The following is a 15,319-nucleotide window of genomic DNA, read 5'->3' as shown; positions in this document are numbered from 1 at the left end:
ATTTCGGCTGGAATTCATTGTCCCCGGAATCGTTGCGGTCCGCTGCCGCTGGGTCCAGTCCTGATCGCTCTCCCCGGCCAAGCCGCCGACAGCCGTTTTTCGGCCTATTAAACATTCGGCCGTGCCATTAGGCTCCGGGACCGAGGGGACTAGGATGGCAATGCGGTTTTGCCTGTTCTCACTATCCTGGCGATCCTTTTGCAGGCGGACCTTCGCCGCCCCGCTGGTCGTCGCATTGTTGCTGGCAACACTGGGGCCGGGTCGGGCGGCTGATCCTGAGCCCAAGCGCGTTTTGATGCTGCAATCATTCGGCCTCCGCTTCAAACCGTGGACCGATTTCGCTGAGTTTCTTCGCCCCCAAATGATCAAGCAATCGAAAGTCCCAATCGACTTTCAGGACCACTCGCTGCTAAGCGCCCGTGTGGACGACGACAAGGCGCTCGCACCCTTTATCGGTTACCTCCAAGCATTGTACGGGGCCAAACCTCCCGACCTCATTGTCGCCCTCGGTGCGCCAGCTGCCGAGTTTGTGCAGCGGTATCGCGCTCAGCTTTTCCCCAAGACACCCATGATGTTTACTTCCGTCGAGGCGCGACGGGTCCAATACGACAAGCTGACCGAGTATGACACCGTGGCCGCTGCGGCTCATAATTTTCCTGCCGCCATCGAAACTATTCTGAAGGTGTTGCCCGACACGAAAGTGATCGCCGTCGTGAATGGGGCTTCGCCCAATGAAACATTTTGGCAAGGGGTATTGGAGCGAGAACTCGCACCGTTCAGCGGGCGGGTTGAACTACGATGGTATAACAAGCTGTCATTTGAAGATATCCTGAAAGACGCGGCACATCTTCCACCTCACAGCGCCATCTTCTGGCATCTGATGAGCGTTGATGCGGCGGGTGTTACACATGAGGGCGCTGCCGCATTGCACAGGCTCTCGGCTGCCGCCAATGCTCCCATATTTTCTTATCTTGACGGATTTTTTGATGGCTCGATTGTCGGCGGCTCCATGCATTCGACTGAGAAGGGCATGACTATCGCAGCCGCGGCGGCAATCCGTATTCTAAACGGTGAAAAAGCTGGCGACGTAAAGGTCGCACCCAGCCAATTCGAGCTGCCAAGGTTCGATTGGCGGCAAATGCAGCGGTTCGGGATCAGCGACAGCCACCTGCCGCCCGGCAGCACGGTCTACTTCCGCGAGCCATCGGTGTGGGAACGGTATTTATGGCTGATCGCATCCGTCGTCGCGGTTTTTCTCATACAAGCCGGGCTTATTGCTATCCTGCTACGTGAGCATCGCCGTCGTCAATTCGCCGAAGTACAGTCGCGACAGCGCATGACTGAACTCGCCCACGTTAATCGCTTCGCGACCGCTGGCGAACTGACCGCCTCGATTGCTCACGAGATCAACCAGCCGCTTGGGTCTATTCTGACGAACGCCGAAACCGCAGCCGCGATCCTGCAATCGCAGCGTCCCGATATCGCTGCACTTTCCGATGTCGTTGAACTCAGGGAAATTGTGAACGATATTCTACAGGATGACCGGCGTGCCACCGAGGTCATTCGCAGGATGCGCAGCCTCCTAAAAAAGGCGCCGTTCGAATTGAAGCAACTGGACCTCAATGAGGTTGTGCAAGAGACGGTCAGATTTCTTTTGGCGCTAACCGTCAGCCGAAAATTCGAAATGGTCAACGTGATCACGCCCGATGCGCTACCGATCCTCGGCGACCGCATTCAGCTTCAACAAGTCATTTTGAACCTTGTGCTGAACGGGGTCGAGGCTATGAAGGACACGTCTCACGAAAGCCGCACTATCAGCATCCGGACTGCGCGCGTCGATCAATTCGCCGAGCTATCCGTGTCAGATCGCGGACCCGGCATTCCAGAAGACAAATTGAAACAGGTTTTCGAGCCGTTTTACAGCAGTAAAGCGGAAGGCATGGGCATGGGCTTGTCCATTGCGCGCACCATTATCGAAGCACACAACGGGTTCATATCAGCGAGCAATCGGGAGCATGGCGGTGCCTCGTTCACGATCAGGCTTCCCTTTGTCGCTTGATCCAAAACGGCGCCCGTACGCGGAGACGGACCCCTCACCCGAATGAGCCTGCGTCTACCAGCGTCGCTGCCCTCTCCCACAAGGGGAGAGGGCACAACAATGAGTCGCGGCAATTGATCGCGCCGTCGATCGACTTCCACAATCGCACGACTTTCGTCATCGCATGATTTTGCGCATTCGCACGATCATCTGTGGCCATCAATGACGCTTGTGAGCAAAATGCGTCAGAAAATGACGATTATCATATCAATTAGCCCAAAATTACTGCAGTGATCGCCGCACAAATTCGTGAACGTCATGGCCTGACGCGCTCACTGCGCAAAAATGCATTGCCGGACATGTCGACGCTTCATCGTTTCGCATCGATATGATTATTGTGCGCGCAAATTCGCTGACTAGATCGCCGCAAGCGATCGAGCGAGCAAGGGGATGCATATGGCAACTGTTCTCACCATCAACGGCGAAACGAAATCGTTCGACGCGCCACCTGACATGCCGCTGCTGTGGGTGCTGCGCGACGTCCTTGGGATGACCGGCACCAAGTTCGGCTGCGGCATTGCGCAGTGTGGCGCCTGCACCGTGCACGTCGACGGCAAGGCAGTCCGCTCCTGCGTCTTGCCGGTCAGCGCGGTCGCGAACCGCGCCATCACCACGATCGAGCATGTCGGCAGCACGCCAGCGGGCGCAAAGGTGCAGAAGGCCTGGCTCGATGCCGAAGTGATCCAGTGCGGCTACTGCCAGTCCGGCCAGATCATGTCGGCCGCGGCACTGCTGGCGGCAACGCCCAGCCCTGACGATTCCGACATCGACGCCGCGATGGCCGGCAACATCTGCCGCTGCGGCACCTATGTGCGCATCCGCGAGGCCATCAAGCAAGCCGCCTCCGGCCGTCAGTCGTGAGGTCCGCCATGATCACCGACAAGACTCTTCCTGACGTCTCCCGCCGTGCGGTTCTGACCGGCGGTCTCGCCACCGGCTTCCTGCTCGCCTTCCATCTGCCGCTCCGCGCCGCCGTCAACGAGCCGGAGCAGCCGAAGGACACGACCGACGGCAAATTCGCGCCGAACGCCTTCATCCGGGTCGAAGACACCGGCCGCACCGTGCTCCTGATGCCGCAAGTCGAGATGGGCCAGGGGGTCTATACCTCGATTGCGATGATCCTGGCCGAAGAGCTCGACGCGGATTGGGCAAAGGTTGCGGTGCTGCACGCGCCGCCCAACGACAAGCTCTACGCCAATCCGGCGTTCGGCCTGCAGGCCACGGGTGGTTCGACCTCGATCCGCGCCTGGTGGAATCCGTTGCGCGCCGCCGGCGCCAGCGCGAAGGCGATGCTGGTGCAGGCCGCAGCGGCGCAATGGCAGGTCGAGCCGGCAAGCTGCACGACATCGAAAGGCGAGGTCGTGCATGCCGCAAGCGGCCGCAAGCTCGGCTATGGCGAACTGGCACTGGCCGCACAGGGCCAAACGCCGCCGAAGGACGTCCGGGTGAAGGACCCCAAGGACTTCGTCATCATCGGCCAGCCGCTGAAGCGGCTCGACACGCCGGACAAGGTCAATGGCAAGGTCGTCTACGGCATCGACGCGATCCTGCCCGGCATGAAGATCGCCGCGATCGCCAATTGCCCGGTCTTTGGCGGCAAGGTCGGCAAGGTCGACGACAGCGCGGCGGTCAAAATTGCGGGCGTACGCAAGGTCGTGGTGCTCGAGGATGCGGTCGCGGTGATCGGCGATCACATGTGGGCCGCAAAGAAGGGCCTCGATGCGCTCAAGATCGAGTGGAACGAGGGACCGAACGCGAAGCTCAGCACGAAGGACGTCTGGCAGCATCTGCGCGCCGCCAGCGAGAAGGACGGCGTGGTCGCGAAATCGGTCGGCGACATCGCCAAGGGGCTCGCCAGCGGCGACAGGTTCGAGGCAAGCTTCGAACTGCCGTTCCTTGCGCATGCCTCGATGGAGCCGATCAACGCCACCGTTCACGTCAGGCCGGATGCCTGCGAGATCTGGACCGGCACGCAGATCATGACGCGCGTGCAGTCGGAGGCGGCGAAGGCTGCGGGCCTCCCGGTCGACAAGGTGATTGTCAACCAGCATCTGCTCGGTGGCGGCTTCGGCCGCAAGCTCGAGCCGGATATGGTGGTGGCCGCCGTGAAGATCGCAAAGCAGGTCGACTATCCCGTCAAGGTGATATGGACCCGTGAGGAGGACATCCAGCACGACGTCTACCGTCCGGTCTATCGCGACCAGGTCACGGCGTCGCTGGTCGACGGCAAGGTCGCGGCCTGGAAGTACAAGGTCGCCGGTTCCGCCGTGCTGGCGCGCTGGCTGCCGCCGGCGTTCCAGAAGGGTATCGACATCGACGCGGTCGATGCCGCCGTGGATGCACCCTACGACTTCACCAACTTCCATGTCGAATATGTCCGCGCCGAACCGCCGGCGGTGCCCACCGGCTTCTGGCGCGGCGTCGGTCCGAACAACAACGTGTTTGCGGTCGAATGCGCGATGGACGAGCTCGCGCGCAAGGCCGGCAAGGATCCGGTCGAATTCCGCCGCTCGATGCTGACGAAGAATCCGCGCATGCTCGCGGTGCTCAATCTTGCCGCCGAGAAATCCGGCTGGGGCCAACCGCTGCCACCGCGCGTCGGCCGCGGCGTCTGCGTCCAACCGTCGTTTGCAAGCTTCCTCGCCACCGTGGTGGAAGCGGAGATCGACGATATCGGCGAGATCGCGCTCCGCCGCATCGTCTCGGTGGTCGACACCGGTATCGCGGTCAACCCCGACACGGTGAAGGCGCAGATCGAGGGAGGCCTGGTGTTCGGCCTCACCGCCGCGCTCTATGGCGAGATCACCATCGAGAAGGGCCGCGTGCAGCAGTCGAACTTCCACGACTACCGCATGATGCGCATCAATGAGACACCGAAGATCGAGGTCTTCGTCGTCAGGAGCGGCGAGGCGCCCGGCGGCATCGGTGAGGCCGGTGTCAATGCCGGACCGCCGGCGCTGCGCAACGCTATCTACGCGGCAACCGGCGTTGCGCTGCGGCGCCTGCCAATCGATCGGAAACTGCTGGCTGCGGGGAAAAAGGCATGAGCGGCAAGATGCGTATCCTCACAAGCCTGGTCGTGATCGCCATCGTGCTGGCGGGACTCGGCCTCTGGTTCATCCGCGGCCCCGGCCCGCTCGACTTTGCCGGCGGCACCAAGGTGGCGCTGGCGGATTACCGCGCGGGCAAGCCGGCCGGCGTGCCGGCCAAGCTCGAGAAGGCTGGCATGGTCGAACGCGGCGAATATCTGACGAAGGCGGCCGACTGCATGGTCTGCCACACCAAGCCCGGCGGGACGGACTATTCCGGCGGGCTCGGCTTCAAGCTGCCGTTCGGCACGCTCTATTCCACCAACATCACGCCGGACAAGGACACCGGCATCGGCAATTACAGCGACCAGGATTTTCTCAACGCGGTCCAGCGCGGCAAGCGCCACGACGGCGCCCGGCTCTATCCGGCGATGCCGTACACGTCGTACACCTACATGACCGACGAGGACGTGCTGGCGGTGAAGGCTTATCTGTTCAGCCTGCCTGCGGTGCGTGCGAAGTCGCCGGAGAACACGCTGTCGTTCCCGTTCAACCAGCGCTGGGCGATGATGTTCTGGTCGGCCGTGTTCAATCCGGACACGCGCTTTGCGCCTGATACGTCGAAGAGCCCGGAGTGGAATCGCGGCGCCTATCTCGTGGAGGCGCTGGCGCATTGCGGCGAATGCCATACGCCGCGCAATCTCGGCTTTGCGCTGGACAACCGCAAGAAATTTGCAGGCGCGATCACGGCGGGGTGGCGCGCCTTCAACATCTCCTCCGACAAGGCCACCGGCCTCGGCAATTGGAGCGACGAGGACCTGGTCTCCTATCTGTCGCTCGGCCATGCGCCGGGCCACGGCTCGGCGTCGGGTCCGATGGGCGAAGCGGTCGACCACAGCTTTAGCCAGTTCGCGCCTGAGGACATAAGCAGCATCGTCGCTTATCTGCGCAGCGTGCCGCCGCAGCCCTCGCCCGACTTGCCCGCAATCACCGCGCCCGTCGCACCCGCCTCGCACAAGGACGGCGTCACGGCGGATGCGCGCGGCAAAATGGTGTTCGCCAGCGCCTGCGCCAGTTGCCATGGCTGGAGCGGCGAAAGCCCGGTCTCGCCGATGGCGACGCTGACCGGCACCTGGGCCGTCAACGACCCCGCCGCCACCAACGTCGCGCAAATCGTGCTGTCAGGCACCAAGCGCGACACGCCGGACGGCGCGCTGTCGATGCCGGCGTTCGGCAACGCCTATAGCGACGACGAGATCGCGGCGGTGGCGAACTACGTGACAGCGCGGTTCGGCGCGAAGGGCTCGAAGCTGACGGCGAAGGATGTTGCGGAGTTGCGGGAGCAGACGGCGGAGTAATTCTCGCGCCGACTGACGCTGCACCCTCTCCCCTTGCAGGAGAGGGTGGCTTCGCGAAGCGAAGCCGGGTAAGGGGTTGTCTCCACGCATCCAACTCGCATTTGAATTCGCGGAAGCGACCCCTCATCCGGCGCTTCGCGCCACCTTCTCCCACAAGGGGAGAAGGTGCAGCGGGATCTGCCGCTGCAATTCAGCTCAGCCAGAATTTCGGCGTCGTCGGCTCCAGCCTGCCGCCGGCGCGCACCGGCGCAATACGGAGCGCAAGCCCCGTCTCGTCATCCGTCTCGACCGCAACGCCGCTGAGCGTCGCAGCGCCCGCTGCCGGCTCGAAGCGGCCTGAGGGGATCCCGGAGGTGAACCTGCGCAACGGCTCCTCCTTCTGCATGCCTATGATGGAATCGTAGTCGCCGGTCATGCCGGCATCGGTCATGTAGGCGGTGCCGCCCGACAGGATCTGGTGGTCGGCGGTCGGCACATGGGTGTGGGTGCCGACGACCAGGCTGGCGCGGCCGTCGCAGAAGAAGCCGATGCCCTGCTTCTCGCTGGTCGCCTCGCAATGGAAGTCGACGACGATGGCGTCCGCGGCAATGCCGAGCGGGCAGGCGCCGAGCTCGCGCTCGAGGGCCGCGAAGGGATCGTCGAACGGGGTCATGAAGACGCGGCCCAAAGCGTTGACGACGAGCGCGTGCTTGCCGTTCTTGGTCTCGACCAACGCGGCGCCACGGCCGGGCGTCCCGCGCGGATAGTTCGCCGGCCGCACCAGGCGCTCCGCGCGCTCGATGAACACCAGGGCTTCGCGCTGGTCCCAGGAGTGATTGCCGAGCGTCACCGCGTCGGCGCCGGCGTCGAGAAACTCCTGATAGATCGCTTCCGTGATGCCGAAGCCGCCGGCGGAATTCTCGCCGTTGACGACGACGAAATCGAGCGACCAGTCTTTGACCATGCCGGGCAGATATTCGGCGATGGCATTGCGCCCGGCACGGCCGACGACATCACCCACGAAGAGAATGCGCAACTTCAGAACTCCGGAAATCGAATACGTCCGATTCCGTTAGCACATAATCCAGCGCCACGTCGTGGGCTAGTGCCGGAACCGCCTTGATCTCCTGCGCTGCAAAAGCGAGCCCGATGCCGACGATGGTCTTGGTTTTTCGCAGATGCGCGAAGGTGTGGTCGTAGTGCCCCGCGCCATAGCCGATGCGATGGCCGAGACGATCGAAGGCAGCGAGCGGCGTCAGCATGATGTCGGGAATGACTTCAGCGGCCCCAGGCGACGGCTCGGGAATGCCGAGCGGGCCGAGCATCAGGCGATCGTTCGGATGGAAGATGCGGAAGATCAGCGCCTGGCCGCGCGCAGTGACGCAAGGCAGCGCAAGCCTGGCGCCCTGCTCGGCGAGCTTCTTCAGCAGCGGTATCGGATCGATCTCGCTGCGGATCGGCGAATAGCCCGATACGATGCTGCCAGGCAGAAGCTGGAACGGCAGCCCGCGCTTGGCGAGCTTGGCGGCGGCGGCGATGCGTTTCTTTTCGCTCAGCGCATCGCGCGCCGCGAGGGCTTTGGCACGGAGTTCGGCTTTTGAATTCGACATGCGCGTGTTCCCCCGAGGCAGAACTAGTCCCGCTGTCATCACCCGCGAAGGCGGGCGATCCAGTATCCACAAACGCCACTGCTAGAACCTCAACGCCGCGGCGTACTGGATGCCCCGGTCAAGCCGGGGCATGACACCGAGACTGAACCGCGAGCGTGTCGGGGACGCAATTTCGACGGGTACGAACCAGAAGAAGAAAGACAAAAGTGCGAAGCCGCGAACGCCGTTGAAGCACTCGATCCCGGAGTTCCCTACGAAAGTAGGTGGGCACCATATGTCCGAGCCCACGGGCTCGGCCAGGGACAGTTCCCTAAAGGATCGATAAGGCCCCGGGGATAATGGCTCCTGACGCGCGTCGCAGCCCCGCTCGGGCAATGTAACAACGATGCTGACGAATCGCCAGCCCGGTGAACGATCAGCCGATGGCGATCCCGTTGCCGACGGTCCGGTTCAGGACCTGGGTCGACTTCTCGATGCGCTCGGCGGCAGAGTTCAGTGCGTTCACGACCGCGGTCTGGGTCAACCGGGCGCGCTCGACGGCGGCGTTGCGGAAATCCCGCAATTCGGTCAGCTCCTGCTCCATGGTCCGGATGCGGTTGCCGGCATCGACCAGTTCGTCGCAGACGGTCAGCGCTGCCATCACGGTGAGCCTGGCATCACCGATCTCGCCGAACTTTCCGCGCAGCGACTGGATCCGCGTCTCCAGGCTTTCAGCGAGCTTGAGCAGCCGCACCTCCTGGCCCTCCTCGCAGGCCATGCGGTATTGCCGGCCGTTGATGGTGACGTTGATGTGGCTCATCCGTCCTCTCCGGTATCGAGCACCGAGCGTATCGTGACGATCGCGGAATCCAGCCGATCGGATATCTCGCGGCTGGAGCGCTCGAGCTTGCGCGCCTTCACCAGCGCGCCGTCGAGCTCATCGGCAAGCCGCGAGCGGTCCGCGCCGAGCGCCTGAATCCGCGCCGCGAGCTCGTTCTCGTCGCGATCGGCATCGCGCCGCCGCTCCACCGCGCTTTCGAGCGAGTCGAGCGCCGCCATGAGCCTGCGGGTCGCGATCTCGATCTCGACGGCCGAGGACTCGGTCATGGCAGAGCTGTTGGATACGCGATCGTTCATGCAGTCAGCGGCGGAACCTGTGGCCTTGCCCTTGGGGTTTTCCTTTGGGCTTTTCCTGGGGCTTGCCGTCCGGCAAAAGACTCGGTTCGGCAAGCGGTTAGAAGCAGAAATTTACGTGGCAAGCTAGGGAATCGCAACGCCGCCGCGAAACCTATGCACTGCTAAGCAACTTTTGCGGCCAAACCGGCGTTTGATTGCCTTGGCCTGTCGGAACCGAGATGCTATCCCAGCCGCGACCCCAGCGGCCGAAAGGCTCCTTCCGGCGCGGCCAAATCCAGCCACAAGCGCCTCATTTCAGACGGATTTTCAGACATGACGCAGGTCGATCACAACCGTATGGCCAATGCGATCCGCGGCCTTGCCATGGACGGCGTCGAGAAGGCGAAATCGGGTCATCCGGGCCTGCCGATGGGCGCCGCCGACATGGCGACCGTACTGTTCACCCAATTCCTGAAATTCGACGTCGCCGCGCTGGACTGGCCGGACCGCGACCGCTTCGTGCTTTCGGCCGGGCACGGCTCGATGCTGATCTATTCGCTGCTGTATCTGATCGGCAGCCCCGAGATGACGATCGACCAGCTCAAGAACTTTCGCCAGTTGGGATCGCTGACACCCGGACATCCCGAGCACGGCCACACCAAGGGCATCGAGACCACCACCGGTCCGCTCGGCCAGGGCATTTCCACCGCCGTCGGCATGGCGCTCGCCGAGAAGATGCTCGCCGCCGAGTTCGGCAAGAAGATTGTCGATCACCATACCTATGTGATCGCTTCCGACGGCGATTTGATGGAAGGCGTGTCGCAGGAAGCGATCGCGTTGGCCGGGCACTGGAAGCTCAACAAGCTGATCGTGCTCTATGACGACAACGGCATTTCGATCGACGGCCCGACCTCGCTTTCCGACTCCGTCGACCAGGTGAAGCGGTTCAAGTCGGCGGGCTGGGCCGCCGAAAAGATCGACGGCCACGACCAGGCCGCAATCGCCGCCGCGATCACGCGCGCGCAGAAATCAAACAAGCCGACGCTGATCGCCTGCCGCACCACCATCGGCTTCGGCGCCCCGCATAAGGCCGGCACCAACAAGGTGCACGGCGAAGCGCTCGGCGCCGACGAGCTCAAGGCCGCCAAGGAAAATCTCGGCATTTCGCTGGAGCCGTTCTCGGTGCCCGACGACGTGCTCAAGGCCTGGCGCGCGGCCGGCAGCCGCGGCGCGGCGGCACGACAGGAATGGGAAGCAAGGCTCGGTGAACTCGGCAGCCGCAAGCGCGCCGAGTTCGAGCGTCGCCTGCGCCACGAGCGCCCGGCCGCGCTCGCGAAGGCGGTGCGCGCCTACAAGAAGGAGCTGCTGGAAAAGCCGATGAATGCGGCGACCCGCAAATCCTCCGAAGCCGTGATCGAAGTGATTGCCGGCGCGATGCCGATGGAATTTCTGGCGGGCTCGGCCGACCTCACCGGCTCCAACAACAACAAGGCGAAGTCCGCAACCGCGTTCTCGGCCAAGACGCCGAAGGGCCGCTTCATCCATTACGGCATCCGCGAGCACGGCATGTGCGCGGCGATGAACGGCATCTTCCTGCACGGTGGTTTTGCGCCGAACGGCGCGACCTTCCTGGTGTTCACCGATTATGCGCGGCCCGCGATGCGGCTCGCCGCATTGATGGGGACCGGGGTCGTTTATGTCATGACCCACGATTCCATCGGCCTCGGCGAAGACGGCCCGACCCACCAGCCGGTCGAGCATCTCTCAGCACTTCGCGCCATTCCCAACATGCGCGTGTTCCGTCCGTGCGATTCCATCGAGGTTGCCGAGTGCTGGGAGCTCGCGCTCAACCGCATCGACGGCCCGACGGTGCTGGCGCTGACCCGGCAGAACCTGCCGCAACTGCGCACCACCGCACCGAACGAGAGCCCCTGCCGGTTTGGTGCCTACGAGCTGGTGGCCGCCCAGGGCGAAGCCAAGGCGACGCTGTTTGCCTCGGGCTCCGAAGTGGAGATGGCGGTGGCTGCGCAGAAGCAGCTCGCCGAGCGCGGCATTCCGACCCGGGTGGTTTCGGTTCCCTCGCTCGAGCTCCTGCTAGCGCAACCAAAGGAGCGCCGCGACGAGATCATCGGCAATGCCCCCATCAAGGTCGCGATCGAGGCCGCCGTGCGCTGGGGCTGGGACGCCGTGATCGGCCAGGATGGCGAGTTCATCGGCATGCACTCCTTCGGCGCCAGCGCCCCTCTCAACAAGGTATTCCAGCACTTTGGCATTACCGCCGAGGCCGCGGTTAACGCCGTTCTGAAACGCGTTTCCTGAGAGTTGAGATTGCCGAAAAAAAGGACTACCTAACTTCCCATATGATCAAGCCCCGCCCGGCCGAACCGGGCGTCCGCCCTAAAAAAACCCTCGCAGGCGCGCTAGCGCGTTGTGCGGGATGACAACGGTCATTGAAGGAGACGAAACATGGTAGTCCGCGTCGGAATCAACGGTTTTGGCCGTATCGGCCGCAACATCCTGCGGGCCATCGCCGAGTCCGGCCGCAAGGACATCGAGGTCGTCGGCATCAACGACCTCGGCCCGGTCGAGACCAACGCCCATCTGCTTCGCTTCGACAGCGTCCATGGCCGCTTCCCCGGCACCGTGACCGTCGATGGCGACACGATCAGCCTCGGCGGCAACAAGATCAAGGTGACCGCCGAGCGCGATCCCTCGAAGCTGCCCTGGAAAGATCTCGGCATCGACATCGCGATGGAATGCACCGGCATCTTCACCTCGAAGGACAAGGCCTCCGCGCATCTGACTGCCGGCGCCAAGCGCGTTCTCGTTTCTGCGCCCGCCGACGGCGCCGACGCCACCATCGTCTACGGCGTCAACCACGACACGCTGACCCGGGAACATCTGGTCGTCTCCAACGGCTCCTGCACCACCAACTGTCTTGCGCCGATCGCCAAGGTGCTGAACGACCTCGTCGGCATCGAGACCGGCTTCATGACCACGATCCACGCCTATACCGGCGACCAGCCGACTCTCGACACCATGCACAAGGATCTCTATCGCGGCCGCGCGGCTGCGATGTCGATGATCCCGACCTCGACCGGCGCCGCCAAGGCGATCGGCCTCGTGCTGCCGGAACTGAAGGGCAAGCTCGACGGCGTCGCGATCCGCGTGCCGACCCCGAACGTCTCGGTCGTCGATCTCAAGATCGTGGCCAAGCGCGCCACCGATCCGAAGGAAATCAACGAGGCGATGAAGCGTGCCTCCGAGCAGCAGCTCAAGGGCATTCTCGGCTACACCACCGCGCCGAACGTCTCGATCGACTTCAACCACGACCCGCACTCCTCGACATTCCACATGGACCAGACCAAGGTGCAGAACGGCACGCTGGTGCGCGTGATGTCCTGGTACGACAACGAGTGGGGCTTCTCGAATCGTATGGCGGATACCGCCGTCGCGATGTCGAAGGTGATCTAACTCCGCTCTCGTGTCCCGGACGCGACGTAGCGTGAAGCGCTGCGTCGCAGAGCCGGGGCCCGTTTAACTAACCGCGGGACTCGCCGCAATTTGGGTCCCGGTTCTGCACGGCGGCACTACGCGCCGCAGTGCGCCCGGGACAAGGGCCTCCGATGACGAACAAATTCCGTACCCTCGACGACGTCGATGTGAAGGGCAAGCGCGTGCTGCTGCGTGTTGACCTCAACGTGCCCATGGAGAACGGCCGCGTCAGCGACGCGACCCGGCTCGAGCGCGTCGCGCCGACCATCACCGAAATCTCCGACAAGGGCGGCAAGGTCATCCTGCTCGCGCATTTCGGCCGGCCGAAAGGGCGCGATGCCAAGGACTCGCTCAAGCCCGTGGCCGAGGCGCTGTCGAAGGTCGTGAAGAAGACCGTCGCCTTCGCCGACGACTGCATCGGCGAGCCCGCGGTCAAGGCCGTTGCCGGCTTGAAGGACGGTGACATCCTCTGTCTCGAAAACACCCGCTTCCACAAAGAGGAAGAGAAGAACGATCCGGCCTTTGTCGCGGAGCTCGCAAAACTCGGCGACATCTGGGTCAATGACGCGTTCTCGGCCGCGCACCGCGCCCACGCCTCGACCGAAGGCCTCGGCCACAAGCTGCCCGCCTATGCCGGCCGCACCATGCAGGCCGAATTGGTCGCGCTGGAGAAGGCGCTGGGCTCACCGACCAAGCCTGTCATCGCTATCATCGGCGGCGCCAAGGTCTCGACCAAGATCGACCTGCTCGAAAACCTCGTGACTAAGGTCGACGCGCTCGTGATCGGCGGCGGCATGGCCAACACCTTCCTGCACGCCCAAGGCGTCGGCATCGGCAAGTCGCTGGCCGAGAAGGATCTCGCCGCGACCGCGTTGCGCATCATGGAAAAGGCCGAAGCCGCCAACTGCGCCATCATCCTGCCGGTCGACGCTACCGTCGCCTATCATTTCGCGGCCAACGCGCCGTCGCACGCCTATGGCCTCGACGCGATCCCGGCCGACGGCATGATCCTCGACGTCGGTCCGCAGTCGATCGCACGTGTCCATGCCGCCATCGACGATGCGGCGACGCTGGTCTGGAACGGACCGCTTGGTGCGTTCGAGATGCAGCCGTTCGACCGCGGCACGATGTCCGCCGCCAAGCATGCCGCCGAGCGCACCAAGGCCAAGAAGCTGGTCTCGATTGCGGGCGGCGGCGACACCGTGGCAGCCCTCAACCAGGCCCATGTGGCCGGTCAGTTCACCTATGTCTCGACCGCCGGTGGCGCATTTCTTGAATGGATGGAAGGCAAGCCCCTGCCCGGCGTCGAAGTTCTGCGCACCAAGTAATCGGTCGGCAAGTCGTCAGCCGCCTTCAAGCAGTGGCCTTGCAGGCCCAAACGGGAGAAAAACACAGATGGCTCGGATCACGTTGCGTCAATTGCTCGACCATGCGGCGGAGAACGATTACGGCGTCCCGGCCTTCAACATCAACAACATGGAGCAGGCGCTGGCGATCATGGACGCGGCCAACCAGGTCGACGCGCCCGTCATCATCCAGGCCTCGCGCGGTGCGCGCTCCTACGCCAACGACGTCATGCTCAAGCACATGATGGACGCGGTGACCGAGATCTACCCGCACATCCCGGTCTGCGTGCATCTCGACCACGGCAACGAGCCGGCCACCTGCATGACCGCGATCCAGGCCGGCTTCACCTCGGTGATGATGGACGGCTCGCTCAAGGCCGACGGCAAGACCCCCGGTGACTGGGGCTACAATGTCGGCGTCACCAAGACCGTAACCGACATGGCCCATCTCGGCGGCATCTCGGTCGAGGGCGAGCTTGGCGTGCTCGGCTCGCTCGAGACCGGCATGGGCGACAAGGAAGACGGCCACGGCGCCGAGGGCAAGCTCAGCCACGACCAACTCCTGACCAATCCGGATGAAGCCGTGAAGTTCGTCCAGGAGACCCAGGTCGACGCGCTCGCGATCGCGATGGGGACGTCTCACGGTGCCTACAAATTCACCCGCAAACCCGACGGCGACATCCTCGCCATGAACGTGATCGAGGAGATCCACCGCAAGCTGCCGAACGTGCATCTCGTCATGCACGGCTCCTCCTCGGTGCCGCAGGACCTCCAGGACATCATCAACGCCTATGGCGGCAAGATGAAGCCGACCTGGGGCGTGCCTGTTGCCGAGATCCAGCGCGGCATCAAGAACGGCGTGCGCAAGATCAACATCGACACCGACAACCGCATGGCGATGACCGGCCAGATCCGGAAAGTGCTCAAGGACAATCCCGAAGAGTTCGATCCGCGCAAGTACCTGAAGCCCGCGATGGAAGCGATGACCAGGCTGTGCAAGCAGCGGCTCCAGGAATTCAATACCGCGGGCCAAGCCTCCAAGATCAAGAAGGTGCTGACCACGGCCGAGATGGCCAAGCGCTACGCCAAGGGCGAGCTCGCCCCGAAGGTGGCGTAAGCTGCTCTATCCTTCCCCTCTCCCCGCCCTTCGCGGGGAGAGGGTTGGGGTGAGGGGCTCTCTCGGCAGATGAGATGACTGGGGGACCTGTACCCCCCTCACCCGGATCGCAAGGGCGATCCGACCTCTCCCCGCAAGCGGGGCGAGGTGAAGAGTCGCCCGGCCGGCCCAACGCTGCCCCAGCCCTTACCC

Annotated in this window: 13 protein-coding genes and 1 other RNA gene; 9 read left to right on the top strand and 5 right to left on the bottom strand. The window is 63.6% G+C overall.

Annotation, left to right across the window (positions count from 1 at the left end; translation table 11 throughout):
- Positions 1-154: 154 nt before the first annotated feature.
- The 4 genes from AC0L23_RS03980 (at position 155) to AC0L23_RS03965 (ending at position 6,485) form a co-directional block, all read left to right on the top strand.
- Positions 155-2,059: a sensor histidine kinase gene (locus AC0L23_RS03980; protein ID WP_085351773.1), complete on the top strand. Its 1,905-nt coding sequence runs from the start codon at positions 155-157 to the stop codon at positions 2,057-2,059.
- A gap of 435 nt (positions 2,060-2,494) precedes the next feature.
- Positions 2,495-2,959: a (2Fe-2S)-binding protein gene (locus tag AC0L23_RS03975; protein ID WP_018454596.1), complete on the top strand. Its 465-nt coding sequence runs from the start codon at positions 2,495-2,497 to the stop codon at positions 2,957-2,959.
- An 8-nt stretch (positions 2,960-2,967) separates the two neighbouring features.
- A complete protein-coding gene (locus tag AC0L23_RS03970; protein ID WP_085385092.1) occupies positions 2,968-5,145 on the top strand; it encodes a xanthine dehydrogenase family protein molybdopterin-binding subunit in 2,178 nt (725 codons plus the stop codon).
- Positions 5,142-6,485 (top strand): c-type cytochrome, encoded by a 1,344-nt coding sequence (locus AC0L23_RS03965; RefSeq protein ID WP_085351771.1) that lies wholly within the window; start codon positions 5,142-5,144, stop codon positions 6,483-6,485. Before AC0L23_RS03970 ends, AC0L23_RS03965 begins: the two co-directional genes overlap by 4 nt.
- A gap of 190 nt (positions 6,486-6,675) precedes the next feature.
- On the opposite strand, the gene AC0L23_RS03960 is transcribed toward AC0L23_RS03965, so the two are convergent.
- The 5 genes from AC0L23_RS03960 to AC0L23_RS03940 all read right to left on the bottom strand — a co-directional run bounded on the left by AC0L23_RS03960 (position 6,676) and on the right by AC0L23_RS03940 (position 9,190).
- The gene (locus AC0L23_RS03960) at positions 6,676-7,500 is read right to left on the bottom strand and encodes a TIGR00282 family metallophosphoesterase (RefSeq protein ID WP_085385086.1); all 825 of its coding nucleotides are present in this window, start codon (positions 7,498-7,500) and stop codon (positions 6,676-6,678) included.
- On the bottom strand, positions 7,478-8,074 hold the full coding sequence (locus AC0L23_RS03955) for a 5-formyltetrahydrofolate cyclo-ligase (RefSeq protein ID WP_085361600.1): 597 nt from the start codon (positions 8,072-8,074) through the stop codon (positions 7,478-7,480). The genes AC0L23_RS03960 and AC0L23_RS03955 overlap by 23 nt, the downstream gene beginning before the upstream one ends.
- Before the next feature lie 207 nt (positions 8,075-8,281).
- Positions 8,282-8,441: non-coding RNA, 6S RNA (ssrS, locus tag AC0L23_RS03950), on the bottom strand.
- Between the two features lie 48 nt (positions 8,442-8,489).
- Positions 8,490-8,873: a cell division protein ZapA gene (locus tag AC0L23_RS03945; RefSeq protein ID WP_007599950.1), complete on the bottom strand. Its 384-nt coding sequence runs from the start codon at positions 8,871-8,873 to the stop codon at positions 8,490-8,492.
- Positions 8,870-9,190, bottom strand: a complete 321-nt coding sequence (locus tag AC0L23_RS03940; protein WP_026232773.1) for a DUF4164 domain-containing protein — start codon at positions 9,188-9,190, stop codon at positions 8,870-8,872. The genes AC0L23_RS03945 and AC0L23_RS03940 overlap by 4 nt, the downstream gene beginning before the upstream one ends.
- On the opposite strand from AC0L23_RS03940, the gene AC0L23_RS03935 reads away from it, so the two are divergent.
- From AC0L23_RS03935 to fba, 5 genes are all read left to right on the top strand, one after another.
- The gene (locus AC0L23_RS03935; protein WP_158091727.1) at positions 9,159-9,317 is read left to right on the top strand and encodes a hypothetical protein; all 159 of its coding nucleotides are present in this window, start codon (positions 9,159-9,161) and stop codon (positions 9,315-9,317) included. The two genes, AC0L23_RS03940 and AC0L23_RS03935, sit on opposite strands and share 32 nt — an antisense overlap.
- 185 nt (positions 9,318-9,502) lie before the next feature.
- The gene (gene tkt, locus AC0L23_RS03930) at positions 9,503-11,488 is read left to right on the top strand and encodes a transketolase (RefSeq protein ID WP_085351770.1); all 1,986 of its coding nucleotides are present in this window, start codon (positions 9,503-9,505) and stop codon (positions 11,486-11,488) included.
- 147 nt (positions 11,489-11,635) lie between these two features.
- Positions 11,636-12,643, top strand: a complete 1,008-nt coding sequence (gap, locus tag AC0L23_RS03925) for a type I glyceraldehyde-3-phosphate dehydrogenase (protein WP_085361601.1) — start codon at positions 11,636-11,638, stop codon at positions 12,641-12,643.
- A gap of 152 nt (positions 12,644-12,795) precedes the next feature.
- Positions 12,796-13,992, top strand: a complete 1,197-nt coding sequence (locus tag AC0L23_RS03920) for a phosphoglycerate kinase (protein ID WP_085361602.1) — start codon at positions 12,796-12,798, stop codon at positions 13,990-13,992.
- A gap of 67 nt (positions 13,993-14,059) precedes the next feature.
- Positions 14,060-15,127, top strand: a complete 1,068-nt coding sequence (fba, locus tag AC0L23_RS03915; protein ID WP_085361603.1) for a class II fructose-bisphosphate aldolase — start codon at positions 14,060-14,062, stop codon at positions 15,125-15,127.
- Positions 15,128-15,319 lie beyond the last annotated feature (192 nt).

The sequence above is a fragment of the Bradyrhizobium sp. MI1.4 genome, from assembly GCF_055811315.1.
The sequence above is the reverse complement of the archived record's forward strand: the minus strand, read 5'-3'. Positions and strand labels throughout refer to the sequence as shown.